Here is a 15,819-nt window from a genome sequence, read left to right as displayed (position 1 = left end):
TTGTCCGGCTATAAAAACATCGCGGGCAAGCGTGCGCACACGTTTCTGTAGGAGCGAGGCTTGCCCGCGATGACGTCCTCCCTGCCCCCACAAATAGCCGGCCATAAAGAAATCGTTAGCCTGCTTCCTTTTATTTCCAGCCCGCGCCATGATGCAGTTCTCCAACCGCCCGCCCGCGAACGAGCCCTCATGTCTGCGCAACAAAAGCCCGTGCCCAGCTCCATGGCGATCACCCTGCAGATCGTCTCCATCGTCTTCTATACCTTTATCGCTTTTCTCTGCATCGGCCTGCCAATCGCGGTATTGCCCGGTTACGTCCACGGCGAGCTGGGCTTCAGTGCGGTGGTGGCCGGGCTGACCATCGGCGCGCAGTACCTGGCCACCCTCCTCAGCCGGCCCATGGCCGGGCGCCTGTCGGACAACCTCGGCACCAAACGTGCGATCGTCTACGGCCTGGCGGGGATTTTCCTCAGCGGGCTGCTGACCCTGGCGTCCACCCTGCTGCTGGCAATGCCGCTGCTCAGCCTGGGCATCCTGCTGCTCGGACGTTTGCTGTTGGGGGTGGCCCAGGGCCTGATCGGCGTGGGCACCATCAGCTGGTGCATGGGCCAGGTCGGCGCCGAACACACCGCGCGCTCGATTTCCTGGAACGGCATCGCCTCCTATGGCGCGATTGCCATCGGCGCGCCGATGGGGGTGGTGATGGTCGCCGACTACGGTTTCGAAAGCCTGGGGCTGGCCTTGTCGCTGCTGGCGGCCCTGGCCTTGCTGCTGATCCGCAACAAGCCGTCGGTGCCGGTGATCCGTGGCGAGCGCCTGTCATTTCGCGCGGTGTTCGGCCGTATCGCGCCGTACGGCGCCGGCCTGAGCCTGGCGTCCATCGGCTACGGCACGTTGACCACCTTTATTACCCTGTTCTACCTCAGCCGTGGCTGGACCGGCGCGGCCTATTGCCTGACGGTCTTCGGCGTCTGCTTTATCCTCTCGCGCCTGCTGTTCATCTCCAGCATCAGCCGTTTTGGTGGCTATCGCGCGGCCATCGCCTGCATGAGCATCGAGACCCTGGGCCTGATCCTGCTGTGGCTGGCGCCCTCGACGGCGTTCGCCATGATCGGCGCCGGGCTCGCCGGCTTCGGCCTGTCGCTGGTGTACCCGGCGCTGGGGGTGGAAGCGATCAAGCAGGTGCCCAGCACCAGCCGCGGTGCCGGCCTGAGCGCCTACGCGGTGTTTTTCGACCTGGCGCTGGCGATTGCCGGCCCTCTGATGGGCGCGGTGGCGTTGAACCTGGGTTATTCGTGGATTTTCTTCTGCGCGGCGCTGCTGTCGCTCAGCGCCCTGGGCCTGACCCTGCTGCTCATGCGCCGGGCCGACGCCTGACTCACTGATCCGCGGTCTGCATCCCGGCCCGGCTCGGCTTGCCCAGGGCCTGGGCAAAGAAGCGGCCGGCCTCGGCAATCAGACTACGGTGGATGTCCGCGCGGTCGACGCCATCGGCGTCGGTGCACAAGGCCGGCATGCTCAGTAACTGCTCCTCGGTGCACGGCGCCATGAACACGAAGTGCCCGGCCCCGGCCAACAGCCTGAAGTCCGGCGCCACCGGCAGCTTGCGGGCCAGGGCCGCGGCGTTCTTGTCCAGGGCCACCAGCTTGTCGACGTCGCCGCTGTACAGCAGCACCGGCACATGCACGCCAGACAGGGTCTGCCGCCCGAACTTGAGGCTCAACGGCGCCATCAGCAGCAAGGCCTGGACCCGCGGGTCGGCAACCGGTTGCAAGTCGTCGCGATCGACGATCAGCTCGCCCTGGGTATTGCAGGCATCGTGATCGTCGGGGCGCTCCTGGCAATAGCGGCGCAAACGGTCCAGGTCGGGAGTCGCCCCGGACAGGATCAGCGCGGTTTCACCGCCGGCCGAGTAACCGATGACCCCGACCTGCCCGGCATTGACGAAAGGCGACAGCATCGGGTCGGCCAGGGTCGCGGTGATGGCTTCGGAAATCTGGATCGGCCGGCCATAGAGATTGCTCAGGGTGCCCAGCCGGCTGTGATCCTTGTAGTTGTCACCCGGATGAATCACCGCCACCACCACGAAGCCCTTGCGCGCCAGCGAGGTGGCCAGGTCGTGCAGGGCCAGCGGCGTGCCGGTATTGCCGTGGGACAGCATCAACAGCGGAAAACGGCCGATGGCGATCTTCGAATCCCGGGAGGCGGCAATCTGGTAACCCTCGACCTTGCTGTGGTGCTCGATGCCGGTGGAGGGATAGAAGGCAATGGCGCGCATCGGCTGCTGGTCCAGCGGGTCGAGAAAGCTCATCTCGTGGAAACCCACGCTCCAATGCGGATGGGGCGCGGGCGCGGCGTGCACGATAATCGGGCCGCCAAGCAGGCAGATCAGTGACATTGCCCAAAGACGCATCATGGATGCACCACCTTCCCTACCTGATGAAAACGCCGGTTGATTGCTTCACTGGCCAGGGTTTCGCTGGCCTGATGCCTGGATTGTCGGCCGGATCACGCCGCTGTATGCACTGCAATTTGCATAACCCGGGCCAGAACGAAAAAAGCACGAATACGAAAAACTCCGTATCCCGCTGCCTGGAGGGCATCAGAATACAGAGTTTAAAGGGCCTTGCCTGGGGCGTAAGCGACTTTTACACAAGCCTTACGCGGCAGCGAAAAGTTGCTCGCTGATTTGCGCCTGGGCGTCGTTCAAGGCCTTGGTGCGGACTTCGTCGCCATAAGCCAGGCCGTGGGCGCGGACGAATTCGATGTCGGTGATGCCGAGGAAACCGAACAGCACTTTCAGGTAGTCCTCGTGAGCCACGCCAGTGGCCTGGCCGGCGTGCAGACCGCCGGAGGTGGAGACCACCACGACTTTCTTGCCACCGCACAGGCCTTCAGGGCCAGCTTCGGTGTAGCGGAAGGTCTGGCCGGCCACGGCGATGCGGTCGATCCAGGCCTTGAGTTGGGTCGGGATGGTGAAGTTGTACATAGGCGCGGCGATCACCACGGCGTCGGCGGCCTGGAATTCGGCGAGGGTCGAAGCGCTCAGCTCGGCTTCGTGCTGCTGGGCGGCGTTGCGCACTTCGGCCGGGGTACCGGCGGCCACCAGGGTGGCGGAGCTGAAATGGCTGATGGCGTCGGCGGCCAGGTCGCGGTAGGTCACCTCAACGCTGGCGTCGGCGTTTTTCCAGGCCTTGACCACGCTTTCGCTCAACTGACGGGAAGCCGAGTTGTCACCAAGGATGCTCGAATCGATATGCAGCAGTTTCATCTGGGATTCTCCAAGTGAGGATCGCCACCGGGCGATCAATTGAGGACAATCCTACAGATGAAACCAATAGCTGATTAGTCGGCACAAATGCGATAGTTTGTCCCATCAGCAGGACAGTCGAGTCATTCTATGCAAGACCTCAACGATCTTTATTACTTCGCCAAGGTGGTGGAAGCCGGTGGTTTCGCCGCCGCCGGGCGTTTACTCGGGGTGCCCAAATCCCGTTTGTCGCGGCGTATCGCCGAGCTGGAAGAGCGGCTGCACACCCGCTTGCTGCAACGCACCACCCGCCAACTGAAGCTGACCGCGGTCGGCGAGCGTTACCTGCGCCACTGCCAGGCCATGCTGCTGGAAGCGGAAATGGCCGACGAGGCCGTGGCCAGCATGTCCAGTGAACCTCGCGGGCGCCTGCGGGTGTCCTGTCCGGTCGGCCTGGCCCATCATATGTTGCCGACTGTCATCAGTTCCTTCCTCGAGCAATACCCCCAGGTCCAGCTCGACATGCAGTTGCTCAACCGCCGGGTCGACGTGGTCGCCGAAGGCATCGACGTGGCGCTGCGGGTTCGCGAGCATGGCGACGAAGATCCGTTGCTGGTGACCCGGCGCCTGCGCCAGGCGCAGACTGTGATGGTCGCCAGCCCGGCGTTCGCCCGCGAATGGCCGATCCACAGTCCCGAAGACCTGCACAAGGTGCCGGTGCTGGGTGCCCTGGAGGCCGACCGCATGGTGCATCTGCGCATGCTCGACGCCCAGGGCGAGAAATGCGACCTGGTCCTGGAAGCACGCCTGGGCATCGACGATTTTCTGGTGCGCCGCTCCTGCGCCCTCGCCGGCCTTGGCTGTACCATCCTGCCGATGATGTATTGCGAGGAAGAACTGCAGACCGGGCAGCTGGTGCAACTGCTGCCGCAATGGTCATTGCCTGGCGGTTGGCTGCAGGCGGTCTACCCTCACCGGCGCGGGGTATTGCCAGCGGTAAGGGCCTGGATCGAGCATGTCAGCGAAGCGTTCAAAGGCTGCGGAGACCGAACGTTATGACGGCCGCGATAAAAGGAAAAACCATGACTGAAGCGGATGTGGCGCAATTCTGCCTGGACTTGCCGGGTGCGCGCGAAGACTACAAATGGGGCGGCGTGCGGGTGTTTTCCGTGGCCGGCAACAAGATGTTCGCCCTGCAGAACCTGCGGGGCGAGTCACTGGCGTTCAAGGTGGACAAGGAGCTGTTCCTCGGCCATGTCGACCGCCCCGGCATCGCGCCGGCGCCGTACCTGGCCCGGGCGCACTGGATCATCATGCAGACGCCCTACCCGCTGGGCGCCGGCGAGCTGCGGGACTTGCTGCAGCGTTCCCACCAGTTGGTGGTGAGCAAGCTGCCCAAGCGGGTACAGGTCGGGTTGTTACTCTAGAACAGCGAGAACAGGCTGCCTTCGAGAAACAGCCGGTCGATCCAGAACACCTGGTGCAGCAGCACGATCAGCCAGAACACCAGTTGATAGGACAGCTTGCGGGTCTTGTGGCGAAAAGCCTGTTGCGCCAGCAAGGCGCCTGGCCAGCCACCGGCCAGTTCCACGGCATGCAGGACGTTTTCCGGGGTCCGCCAGCTGTCGCTGCGGGCCTTGCGCTTGTCGCTCCAGTAGAGGAAGAACGTCAGCACGCTGACCGCGCCGTAGGCCGCCAGCGGCACCCAGGAAATCCCCTTCACACCCAATAGCAGCGAGCCGCACAGGGGCAAGGCGCAGAGCAGCAGGAAAACCACCGCCTTGAGCCGTGGCTGCTGGATCCGTGCCCCGGCGGCTTCGCCGGGGCGGTTCTGGTTGCGTGCGTTCATCAGGAATGGACCGCGGTCCAGTCGACCCAGCCGAACTGCCAGGTGGCGAGGATCACCAGGCCGAAGGCAATGCGATACCAGGCAAAGGCCGCGTAGCTGTGGTTGGCGATGAACTTGAGCAGGCCCCTGACCGCGATCATCGCGAAGATGAACGAGGTGATGAAACCAACGGCGAACACCGGCAGGTCGTCCGGCTGGAACAGGTTGCGGTATTTGTAGCCCGAGTAGACCGCGGCACCGACCATGGTCGGCATGGCCAGGAAGAACGAGAACTCGGTGGCGGTCTTGCGCGACAGGCCGAACAGCAGGCCGCCGATAATCGTGGAGCCCGAGCGCGAGGTGCCTGGAATCATCGCCAGGCACTGGGCGAAACCGACCTTCAAGGCATCTTTCCAGCTGATTTCGTCCACGCTGTTGGCATGTATTTCATGCTGCCGGCGTTCGGCCCAGAGCATGACCAGGCCACCCACCACCAGCGCCGTGGCGACGGTGATCGGGTTGAACAGGTATTCATGGATCAGGTCGGCGAAGATCACCCCCAGGACCACGGCGGGCAGGAAGGCGATCAGCAGGTTGATGGTGAAACGCTGGGCGTTGCGCTGGGTCGGCAGGCCGGTGACCACGTCAAGGATCTTGCGGCGAAACTCCCAGACCACCGCGAGAATGGCCCCCAGCTGAATGATGATGTTGAACGCCATGGCGCGCTCGCCACCGAAGTTGAGCAAGTCCGCAACGATAATCTGGTGGCCGGTACTGCTGATGGGCAGAAACTCTGTCAGCCCTTCCACAATCCCTAAAATCAATGCCTGTACGGCGGTCCAAAGCTCCATCAATCCCCCGAAGGTCATGCCGTGGCATGCCTTTTAGTTTTTCTTCAATGTTCACTGACACGTGCGTCGCGACTTCACAGCCGCAATAGGATCATCAGCACCCCTGAAAATTCCGTGAAAAATCAGCCGGATTCAGGTTTTTCGCGATGAGGCCGAAATCCTAGCAGACAGACGCGATAAACGCTGTCGCGTTGCGAGAATCCGATGGACCTGACTGCAAGGAGCGCATGACGGATGTACAGGGTGTTTCCATTACAAGAACAACAATCGGGAGTGACAGATTCATGAACAGCTTACGCAGAATGTCGATCAGCCGCCGGCTGTGGCTGATCCTGATTGTGGCGGTACTGATGCTGATGACCCTGGGCATACTGATGCTCAAGCAGATCAATGAGGACCTGTACCAGGCCAAGGTCCAGAAGACCCAGCATGTGGTGCAGACCGCCAACGGCGTGCTGGCTTATTTCCAGGGCCTGGAAAGCGCCGGCAGCCTCGATCGCGCGACGGCGCAGAAGCAGGCCCTGAGCGCCATACGCGGCCTGCGCTACGACCAGAGCGACTATTTCTGGATCAACGACCTGACCCCGGTCATGGTCATGCACCCGACCAACCCCAAGCTCGACGGCCAGAACCTCTCGGCCATTCGCGACCCGGACGGTCTTGCCCTGTTCAACGAAATGGTGGCCATCGCCAAGGCCAAGGGCGCCGGCATGATCAACTATCGCTGGCCGAAACCGGGCGCCAGCGAGCCGGTACAGAAGACCTCCTATGTCCAGCTGTTCCAGCCCTGGGGCTGGATCATCGGTTCGGGGGTGTACATCGATGACGTGCAGGCCGAGTTCCGCAGCCAGGTGGTGAAGGCCTCGGTCGTCGGTATCGCCATTGCCCTGCTCATGGCCCTGCTGGTGCTGCTGATCGCTCGCAGCATCGTCCGCCCGTTGCAGGAAACCGTGCACGCCATGGCCAACATCGCCAGCGGCGAAAGCGACCTGACCCGCACCCTCGACACCCACGGCCAGGACGAAGTCACCGAACTGGCCCGGCACTTCAACGGCTTCACCGCCAAGCTGCGTCTTGTCGTCAGCCAGTTGCAGGTGTCGGCCAGCGCCCTGGCGCAATCCTCCGCCGACCTGGGCAGCAACGCCAGCCAGGCCCAGGAGCGCAGCCAGCAGCAGTCGCAGCAGATGGAGCTGGTGGCCACCGCCATCAACGAAGTGACCTACGGCGTACAGGACGTGGCGAAGAATGCCGAGCACGCCGCCAGCGAGATGCGCGACGCCGAGGCCCAGGCCCGGCAGGGCCAGGTGAATATCGACGGCAGCCTGCAACAGATCGACCGGCTCTCGGCCACCATCGACCAGGCCGTGGAAGTGATTCGCACCCTGGCCCAGGAAAGCACCCAGATCGGCAGCGTGCTGGAGGTGATCCACTCGATCGCCGAACAGACCAACCTGCTGGCGCTCAACGCGGCGATCGAAGCCGCGCGGGCCGGCGAACAGGGTCGTGGCTTTGCCGTGGTGGCCGATGAGGTGCGCCTGCTGGCCCAGCGGACGCAGAAGTCCACCGCCGAGATCCAGTCGATGATCGAGCGCCTGCAAGGGCACTCGGAAGCCGCGGTGAAAGTCATCGGCGACAGCAGCCGGGCTTCGCAACAAACCATCGAGCAGGCCGGGCTGGCCGGGGAAAGCCTGAATGCCATCGGCCAGGCCCTGCGCAACCTCAATGGGCTGAACGCCTCCATCGCCAGCGCCACCCTGCAACAGGCCCATGTGGTCGAAGACATCAACCAGAACGTGACCCAGGCCGCCGGCCTGTCCCACAGCACGGCCCTGGCGGCCGAGCAGTCCAGTGCCGCCAGCCTGCACCTGAAAGAGCTGAGCGAGCAGCTCAACGGCCTGTTGCGCCAGTTCCGGGTCTGAGACGTTCCGTTGGCGGGGTTCGCCCCGCCACGGTTGCCGGCCTTCACTAACATGCAAGGCCGCTTCTGGTTACAATCCGCACCCTCCTCCGCTTCCAGGTAGTTTTCATGTCCGGGCTTGAACTGTTCGCCGCTGCACTCGGCGTGATCGCCGTCTGGCTGACAGTCAGACAGAACCCCTGGTGCTGGCCGATCGGCCTGGTCATGGTGCTGCTGTACAGCTGGATCTTCTTCGAAGTGAAGCTGTATTCGGACATGCTGCTGCAAGTGGTCTACGCCGCCCTGCAACTCTATGGCTGGTGGCAATGGACCCGTGGCGGCGCCAGCCATCAGGGGCGTCCGGTCAGCCTGCTAGGACCCCGCTCGATGCTGCTGGGCCTGAGCCTCGGAGCCGTCGGCAGCCTGCTGCTGGGAGCGGCCATGGCCCATTGGACCGATGCCGCGCAACCCTGGCTGGATGCCGCGCTGACCGGCTTCAGCCTGGTGGCGCAATGGTGGATGGCGCAGAAGCGCGTGCAATGCTGGCCGCTGTGGATTGCCGTCGACGTGATTTTTGTCGGCCTGTTCATCTACAAGGACCTGTACCTGACAGCGGCACTGTACGGGCTGTTCACCCTGCTGGCCGTGCAGGGCTGGCGCGCCTGGCGGGCCGACCCGGCGCTGCGCCCGGCATGAAGGTCCTGGTGCTGACCGGCCCCGAGTCCAGCGGCAAAAGCTGGCTCAGCGGCCACTTGCAGGCGCGCTTCGGTGGCATCCAGGTGGGCGAGTACGTCCGCCATTTCATCGAACAGCACCGGCGCGACACCTGCCTGGCGGATATCCCGGAGATTGCCCGCGGCCAGTTGGCCTGGGAAGACCAGGCCCGGGCGCAACACCCGCCGCTGCTGATTCTCGACACGCACCTGCTGAGCAATATGCTCTGGAGCCAGGCCCTGTTCGGCGCCTGCCCGGACTGGCTGGAACCCGAGCTGCTGGCTCGCTGCTATGACCTGCACCTGCTACTCTCCCCGGAAGATGTCGGCTGGAGCAACGACGGCCAGCGCTGCCAACCCGAACTGAGCGAGCGCCTGGCCTTCTTCAAGGCCACCGGTGATTGGCTGGTGCAACACCAGCAGCCCTTCGAAGTGATACGCGGCGATTGGGAAGCCCGTCGGCAACGGGCATTCGAGCTGGTCGAGCGCCTGCTTCAGGGTTGACCGAATACCTTTCGTGTCCGCGTTTTTTTCTCCTGCGCAAGCAGGACAAATGTCCACTCCTGAAACACCCGCCGCTGCGCAAAGCGGCCAATTCAAAGGGCTTCTCATTGCCCTTCAGCCATCTGTTAAAACGCTGATACAGCCCGACGCGAGCCTCCCGATCCAGAGCGTCGCCACGGTACTGACGGGCTGCCGGAGGCGGCACCGGTCTCATCGTTGAAACACTCCTGTCCCTGTAACGCCCTTGGTTATTCGTAACCTGTTGAATTTTTGAAACAATCAAAAAAGCGGCACGGCTTCTGCTCTCTACCCTCGCAACGCCGGCTAGGGCCAGCGACAGAAGAAGGGAATGCTGCCGTGGAGAATCGCAATTCAGCTCTGACCCACCTCCTGCTGATCGGCTGCGCCATCGGCTCGCTGCTCAGCCTCCCGGTCCAGGCTGCCGACGACATCAGGGACGGCCGGATCGTTCTCGACCGCGACGTTCAACCTCGTAGCGTCGGCCGCCCTCCGCTGCATCCAGATCCCTACCCGACCACCGTCAATGCCAACCCTTCGGCCCGGGTCAAACAGATGACCAGCAACACCGAATTGAGCGACGGCGATTTTGCCGGGGTCAGCAGCGGTTCCACGATCAGCAGCAGCGTCATGCCCAACGGCGTCAACCTGCAGGGGCTGAACAGCGTCGCCAACCCCAACGGCATGGCCGGCATGAGCGCCGGCCACGGCGGCGGCAGCGGTGGCGCCATCTCCGGCACCATCAACCGCTCGCTGAATTCTGGCCTGGCTCCTTTGGGCAGACTGGCCGGAGGCCAATGAGATGATTCGCACCCTCGTATTGCTTGCCCTGTTCGGCTGCCCTTCGGCAATGGCCGACCCAGGCATCCAGGCGGTGGACACCGCCACCCTTCACAACTCCGGCGCCCGCTACAACGGCAACTTCAACGTCAACCAGGCCGCCGGCGACCAGCAGCAACAGACCAACACGCGCGCCATCGCCATCGGCACCGACGCCCAGGCCACCACCGTGGTCCGGCAGAAGCTCGGCACGCCGGCCAGCAGCGCGATCGACGCCACCAGCAGCATCGGCGGCAACGCTTTCAGCAACGGCAACGGGGTTCTGGGCGTGAACCAGGGAGCCGGGGCCAACAACCAGATGGTCAACGCAATGCGGGTGAGCATCAGTGCCCAGCCGCAAAGCATCGACGACAGCGTCCTGTCCCAGCAGAACGTGGCGCTGTTACCAGGCTCGGGAGCAACTGACGCTTCCAAAGGCAGCCGCCAGGTCGTTACCAGCGACCAGGCCTTCACCGGCAGCCGGGGAGTGATTCAGGTGAACCAGAGTGCCGGGGTGGGGAACCGAATGGCTAACACCCTGAGCATACGGGTCGCTGACTGACCCGCAGCAGTGCGATTGGAAGGTACCAACACTTAACCAACTAAATAAGCACGGAGAAACACCATGAAACCTACAATGGCTCTCAAGCCACTGGTTTTTGCCCTCGCCGCAGTCATGGCGATCGCCGCACATGCGGGCAACGACGACAATCACGGAGGTCACGGAGGTCACGGTGGCCATGGCGGTCACAATGGTCACCACGGTGGTCATGGCGGTCATGGCGGTCATGGAGGCCACGACGGTCTAGACCTCAAAACCAAGCTGCAAATCACCGCCGGCGCCGCGGCCAACGTAACCGATGAGCAGTTCAGCTCGGGCAACAGCGTCAGCAACCGCGGCACCAACAACAACGCCGACGCCAGCGACTCGATGAACAACTCCAACGGCAACATGGGCGCCAACGTGGCTGCCGGCGCCGGCAACCAACAAGACAACGCCGTCGCCCTGGCCACCGCCGATGAAAGCTTCATCTTCGGCAGCGCGGTAGCCACTTCCAGCGCTACCCAGACCAACACCAACAACACGGTGAAAAACTGGTCCACGCAAAACAACGCAACACTCGACAATGCTGGCAACGGCGGCTCCGGCAACATCGGCATCAACGTCACCGCCGGCGACCTCAACCAACAGAAAAACAACCTGGCAATCGCCGTATCCGGCGGACGCGTAGCGACCGCATCGGCTTCGGCCGACCAGACCGTCACTGGCCTGGACGTGGACAACAAGGGTGTGCGTACCTACAAAAAAGACACCCTTACCAGTGAGTTCAATGCCTCCGGCACCTACAAAGGCACCGGCTACGGCAAGATCCAGGGCGACGACGATCACCATGGCGGTGGTCATCATGGCTACGGCGATCGTAGTGGTGGCTACGATAACGACGATCAGAAGTTCACCTTCAAGGAACAAGGCACGATCGAACTTTCCGGCGTCTGGACGAAGCAAGTGCTGACCAAAGACGGCTGGAAAAACCCTGTGATCAACAACGCGTCGATGTCTGGCTCGATGAACGGCTTCTCCGGCAACGGCGGCGCCAACGTCTCGGCGGGTGTCGGCAACCAACAAAGCAACTCGCTGTCCATCGCTGCCGGCTGCAGAGCCTGCCTGTAATCACGAGCGTGACGAAAGCCCCGGAAACGGGGCTTTTCCACAGTCCCACAAGGCGTAGCGATCATGCGAATGGCGACCTTCTCCCTTTTGCTTTGTCTGACGGGCCTGGCTCAGGCCGCACAGATGCCAGTGGCCGTATTGCCGGGCGGAAACCTGGTGTACAAGCAGGTGCAAAGCGTGCGGGAGCGCAAATTCGCCGACCTGGTCGAGCAGAAAACCGACTTCAGTTGCGGCGCCGCCGCGCTGGCGACGGTACTGCGCCAGGCCTACTGGCTCGACGTCGATGAGGAGCAGGTCATCAAGGGCATGCTGGCCACCGCCGACCAGGACCTTGTGCGTACCCAGGGTTTCTCCATGCTGGACATGAAGCGCTACCTGGAAAGCATCGGCATGCGCGCCCGGGGCTACCGGATACCTCCCGACAAACTGCAGGCGGTCTCCATTCCGGTGGTGGTACTGATGGACATTCGTGGCTACAAGCACTTCGTGGTCATGCAGCGGGCATACAAAGACTGGGTCTATATCGGCGACCCCGTCCTCGGCCATAAACGCTACTCCCACGAAGACTTTGTCAAAGGCTGGAACGGTATCGTCTTCGCCATCGTCGGCCCCGGCTACGACAAGGCCAACGCCTTGCTCGACCCGCCCAACCCGCTGACCGCAAAGAACAAGCTGGATACCTTCAACCCGGTCAAAGACGCAGAACTGATGGAATTCGGTTTCATTCAGAGCGACTTCTTCTAGGGTCGCCCTAAGGATAAAGGGGCAGGATGCTCCGGGAGCAGCAGATGAAAAGCGCTTACTGGCTGGCCGCTGCCTGCCTGGTCACAAGTTTTCCTGCGTACGCCAACGCAGGGTTCAAGCCTATAGAAATCAAGGACCAGGAACTCTCCGAGCTCCGCGGTCGCTACGTCATGCCGGGGCGGATCATCAGCTTCGGCATTGTCATGAGCAGCACCTGGCGCAACGCCTCGGGCGATCTGATCGGCGCCACGACCTCGATGCAGATCCAGCAATCGACGATCAAACCGGAATTCTATGTCTCCACGATCAAGGAATCCGGCAACGGCTCGACGCCGACCCAGGGCTCGGGCAACGTGATCGGCGGCGCGGGCCTGGCCACCACCCAGGGTGTGACCCAGAGCGTGCGCGCGGCGGGCGATGGCAACACCGCCTATAACAACCTTTCCATCGACGTCAAGGAAGCCAGCCATGCTCCGGCGCTGGTGCCGGCGCAAGGCCAGCTATTGATGAGCGGGCAAACCATCAGCGGCAGCAACGCCGCGGGCAGCGTGGCCGTGTCCGCCACCGGTGGCGGCATCCAGATGGCCATCCAGGCCAATAACAACCAGGGCTCGGCCGTGCAACAAGTGGCCCAGGGCGGCTTGCTGCAGAACACCCGCCTGCTGGGCGACAGCAACCTGGTCAGCAACATGACCCAACTGAACGTGGTGCTCAACAATAACGGGGCGAGTACTGGCGCGTTGGATTGCAACCTGACCCAGCTCAAGGGCCTTCGCAACCTGGGATATTGAACTACGCTGATTCTCGATCATTAGGCTCAAAGGGACGGCTTACTCATGTATCGATCAGTCTCGCTGCGCGCAGTTGTATGTTTGAGCACGCTCTTCCCGGCTGCACTGCTGCAGGCAGCGCCTGATGCCGACGTAGAGGCCCTGAAACAAGAATTACTGGAGCTTAAGCAACGTTACGAAGTGCAGCAGAAAGCCCTGGCGGTATTGGAACAACGGGTACGCCAGGTCGAGGAGCAACCGGCGGCGCCACCACCGAAACGCCTGGCCAAGTCGCCAGCGGACATGCGTGGCAACCAGCAGGTGGCCGGGACCACGAGCAAAGGCCCGACCCCGGCCGGCGGCAGCTCCTACGGGGAATCGCTCAGGGATGATTCGCAACCGGCACAGAGCGTGTCCAACCTGTACGACGAAGCCAGCGGCTTCTTTGGCGGCGGCAAGTTCAGTGTCGAGACCGGCCTGACCTACTCCCGCTACGACACCCGGCAGCTGATTCTCAACGGCTTCCTGGCGCTGGATTCGATCTTCCTCGGCAACATCAACCTGGACCGGATCAAGGCCGACAACTGGACCCTCGACCTCACGGCCCGCTACAACCTGGACAACCGCTGGCAGTTCGATGTCAACGTGCCGGTGATCTACCGCGAGTCGACCTACCAGTCCGGCGGCGCCCAGAACGGCGCGGCGGGCGTCACCAGCGAAAAAACCGTGTCCAAGGACCCGACCCTCGGCGACGTGAACTTCGGCATCGCCTACAAGTTCCTCGACGAGTCGGTCAATACCCCGGACGCGGTGTTGTCCTTGCGCGTCAAGGCGCCGACCGGCGAAGAGCCGTTCGGCATCAAGCTGCGCCAGGTCCAGGACAACACCAACCTGTTCGTCCCGGATGACCTGCCGACCGGTAACGGCGTCTGGTCGATCACCCCCGGTATCACGCTGGTCAAGACCTTCGACCCGGCGGTGCTGTTCGGTACCCTCTCCTACACCCACAACCTGGAAGAATCCTTCGACGACATCAGCTCCACGGTCAACCTGAAGACCCCGGGCAAGGTCAAGCTCGGCGACAGCTTCCAGATCGGCATGGGCATCGCCTTCGCCCTGAACGAGAAGATGAGTATGTCGTTCTCCTTCTCGGACCTGGTCCAGCGCAAGAGCAAGCTCAAGGAAGACGGCGGCGACTGGCAGTCCGTGGTGTCCAGCGATGCCAATGCCGGTTACTTCAACGTCGGCATGACCGTGGCGGCCACCGACAACCTGACCATAGTGCCCAACCTGTCCATCGGACTGACCGACGATGCGCCGGATTTCACCTTCAGCCTGAAATTCCCCTACTACTTCTAAACACCAGGCAAAAAAAGGCCCGCGGCGATCACCTCGCCGCGGGCCTTTTCGTCGCACCGCCCTAGCGGATCTGATGCTTGTGCAGCAACCGGTAGAAGGTCGGGCGCGATACGCCCAGCACCCTGGCCGCGACACTCAGGTTGTCGCTGTGCCGATTCAACACATCGCACAGGGCCTGGCGCTCGGCCCGGTGCTTGTAGTCCTCCAGCGTGCCCATGGGCGCGATGCTCGCCTGCGGACTGAGCAGCCCCAGGTCCCGGGCCTCGATCTGCCGGCCCTCGGCCAGCACCAGGCCGCGCCGCACCCGGTTGGCCAGCTCGCGGACATTGCCCGGCCAGTCGTGCTTGCCCATGGCCACCAGTGCGTCCTCGCTGAAACTGCGCGGCCGGCGCCCGGTCTCCAGGCTATAGAAGTGGGAAAAATGGCTGGCCAGCATGCCGATATCGCCATGCCGTTCGCGCAATGGTGCGGTAACCACCTGCAACACGTTCAGGCGGTAATACAGGTCTTCGCGAAAGCGCCCCTTGTCGATCGCCGCCTCGAGGTCGACGTGAGTCGCCGCCAGTACCCGTACATCCACCGGAATCGGCTGGCTGCCGCCCACGCGTTCAATGTGTTTTTCCTGCAAAAAGCGCAACAGATTGGCCTGTAGCTCCAGCGGCAGGTCGCCGATTTCGTCGAGAAACAGCGTGCCGCCATGGGCCGCCTCGATACGCCCGACCTTGCGTTGATGGGCGCCGGTGAACGCGCCCTTCTCATGGCCGAACAGTTCGGACTGGATCAGGTGCTCGGGGATCGCCCCACAGTTGATCGCCACGAAGGGCTTGCTGTGGCGCTGCGACTGCCGGTGCAGGGTCCTGGCCACCAGTTCCTTGCCGGTACCGCTTTCGCCGCGAATCAGCACCGGCGACTCGGTGGGCGCCAGTTTGCTCAAGAGTTTGCGCAAGTCGCGGATCGGTCGGCTGTCGCCCAGCAACTCATGCTCGGGCTGAGCGACATGGATGTGCCCCTGGCCACGCAGGCGGGCCATGCCGAAGGCCCGCCCGAGGGTCACCTGGACCCGCGAGACATCGAACGGCAGGGTGTGAAAATCGAAAAACCACTCGCAGACGAAATCGCCGACTTTCTGCAGGCGCAGCACCTCCGGGCTGAGCACCGCGATCCACTCGGTGCCGCTGCGGCTGATCAGGTCCTTGACCGCTTCCGGTCGCTCCAGGTGAAAAGCCTGCAAACGCAGCAAGCCGACGTCACAGCCGCGATCGACGGCCGCTTCCAGGTCACAACTGTCGACATCCCAGCCCGCCGTGCGTAATCCAGGCAGCAGACGATGGCAATCGTCGCACGGGTCAACCACTAAAAGGCGGCGTAAGGCGGTCGCTTCAAGCATGACTGTT

The 15,819-nt window shown here is 63.0% G+C and carries 17 protein-coding genes; 12 read left to right on the top strand and 5 right to left on the bottom strand.

The features are described 5' to 3' along the window. The first annotated feature begins 189 nt into the window (after positions 1-189). Positions 190-1,377 carry an MFS transporter gene (locus J4D28_RS24105; protein WP_009048900.1) on the top strand — a complete coding sequence of 396 codons (1,188 nt, stop codon included), beginning with the start codon at positions 190-192 and terminating at the stop codon, positions 1,375-1,377. Between the two features lies 1 nt (position 1,378). Here the strand turns inward: J4D28_RS24105 and J4D28_RS24100 are convergent, their stop codons facing one another. Together J4D28_RS24100 and J4D28_RS24095 are read right to left on the bottom strand one after the other, a co-directional pair. Then, positions 1,379-2,416: a dienelactone hydrolase gene (locus J4D28_RS24100; RefSeq protein WP_009048899.1), complete on the bottom strand. Its 1,038-nt coding sequence runs from the start codon at positions 2,414-2,416 to the stop codon at positions 1,379-1,381. 243 nt (positions 2,417-2,659) lie between these two features. Beyond that, entirely contained in the window at positions 2,660-3,271 is a 612-nt protein-coding gene (locus J4D28_RS24095; RefSeq protein ID WP_009048898.1) for an FMN-dependent NADH-azoreductase, read from the bottom strand. Between the two features lie 129 nt (positions 3,272-3,400). On the opposite strand from J4D28_RS24095, the gene J4D28_RS24090 reads away from it, so the two are divergent. Further along, positions 3,401-4,309, top strand: a complete 909-nt coding sequence (locus J4D28_RS24090; protein WP_009048897.1) for a LysR substrate-binding domain-containing protein — start codon at positions 3,401-3,403, stop codon at positions 4,307-4,309. A gap of 23 nt (positions 4,310-4,332) precedes the next feature. Then, entirely contained in the window at positions 4,333-4,677 is a 345-nt protein-coding gene (locus J4D28_RS24085) for an MmcQ/YjbR family DNA-binding protein (protein ID WP_025809028.1), read from the top strand. Here J4D28_RS24085 and J4D28_RS24080 read toward each other — a convergent pair. Both J4D28_RS24080 and J4D28_RS24075 read right to left on the bottom strand, forming a co-directional pair. After that, entirely contained in the window at positions 4,674-5,099 is a 426-nt protein-coding gene (locus J4D28_RS24080) for a DUF1294 domain-containing protein (RefSeq protein WP_009048895.1), read from the bottom strand. The two genes, J4D28_RS24085 and J4D28_RS24080, sit on opposite strands and share 4 nt — an antisense overlap. After that, positions 5,099-5,929, bottom strand: coding sequence for an undecaprenyl-diphosphate phosphatase (locus J4D28_RS24075; protein WP_103331695.1), 831 nt, complete (start codon positions 5,927-5,929; stop codon positions 5,099-5,101). The genes J4D28_RS24080 and J4D28_RS24075 overlap by 1 nt, the downstream gene beginning before the upstream one ends. A gap of 284 nt (positions 5,930-6,213) precedes the next feature. On the opposite strand from J4D28_RS24075, the gene J4D28_RS24070 reads away from it, so the two are divergent. The 9 genes from J4D28_RS24070 (at position 6,214) to J4D28_RS24030 (ending at position 14,425) form a co-directional block, all read left to right on the top strand. Then, positions 6,214-7,848 (top strand): methyl-accepting chemotaxis protein, encoded by a 1,635-nt coding sequence (locus J4D28_RS24070; RefSeq protein ID WP_103331693.1) that lies wholly within the window; start codon positions 6,214-6,216, stop codon positions 7,846-7,848. 107 nt (positions 7,849-7,955) lie between these two features. Then, on the top strand, positions 7,956-8,522 hold the full coding sequence (gene pnuC, locus J4D28_RS24065) for a nicotinamide riboside transporter PnuC (RefSeq protein ID WP_016704792.1): 567 nt from the start codon (positions 7,956-7,958) through the stop codon (positions 8,520-8,522). Next, positions 8,519-9,043, top strand: a complete 525-nt coding sequence (locus tag J4D28_RS24060) for an AAA family ATPase (protein WP_009048891.1) — start codon at positions 8,519-8,521, stop codon at positions 9,041-9,043. Before pnuC ends, J4D28_RS24060 begins: the two co-directional genes overlap by 4 nt. A gap of 357 nt (positions 9,044-9,400) precedes the next feature. After that, entirely contained in the window at positions 9,401-9,862 is a 462-nt protein-coding gene (locus J4D28_RS24055) for a hypothetical protein (RefSeq protein WP_009048890.1), read from the top strand. A 1-nt stretch (position 9,863) separates the two neighbouring features. Further along, positions 9,864-10,442, top strand: coding sequence for a hypothetical protein (locus J4D28_RS24050; RefSeq protein WP_009048889.1), 579 nt, complete (start codon positions 9,864-9,866; stop codon positions 10,440-10,442). A 63-nt stretch (positions 10,443-10,505) separates the two neighbouring features. Then, positions 10,506-11,552: a hypothetical protein gene (locus tag J4D28_RS24045; protein WP_016704791.1), complete on the top strand. Its 1,047-nt coding sequence runs from the start codon at positions 10,506-10,508 to the stop codon at positions 11,550-11,552. 63 nt (positions 11,553-11,615) lie between these two features. Beyond that, positions 11,616-12,296, top strand: a complete 681-nt coding sequence (locus J4D28_RS24040; protein WP_009048887.1) for a C39 family peptidase — start codon at positions 11,616-11,618, stop codon at positions 12,294-12,296. Between the two features lie 44 nt (positions 12,297-12,340). Beyond that, on the top strand, positions 12,341-13,087 hold the full coding sequence (locus J4D28_RS24035) for a hypothetical protein (protein ID WP_028682377.1): 747 nt from the start codon (positions 12,341-12,343) through the stop codon (positions 13,085-13,087). Positions 13,088-13,132: 45 nt separating this feature from the next. Then, positions 13,133-14,425: a transporter gene (locus J4D28_RS24030; protein ID WP_009048885.1), complete on the top strand. Its 1,293-nt coding sequence runs from the start codon at positions 13,133-13,135 to the stop codon at positions 14,423-14,425. 61 nt (positions 14,426-14,486) lie between these two features. On the opposite strand, the gene J4D28_RS24025 is transcribed toward J4D28_RS24030, so the two are convergent. Further along, the gene (locus tag J4D28_RS24025) at positions 14,487-15,812 is read right to left on the bottom strand and encodes a sigma-54 dependent transcriptional regulator (protein WP_009048884.1); all 1,326 of its coding nucleotides are present in this window, start codon (positions 15,810-15,812) and stop codon (positions 14,487-14,489) included. Positions 15,813-15,819: the final 7 nt, after the last annotated feature.

Origin of the sequence: Pseudomonas sp. GW531-T4 (assembly GCF_017349615.1) — a bacterium.
GTDB classification, from domain to species: Bacteria; Pseudomonadota; Gammaproteobacteria; order Pseudomonadales; family Pseudomonadaceae; genus Aquipseudomonas; species Aquipseudomonas chlororaphis_I.
Note: the sequence above shows the minus strand (reverse complement) of the source record. Positions and strands in the feature narration are given on the sequence as shown.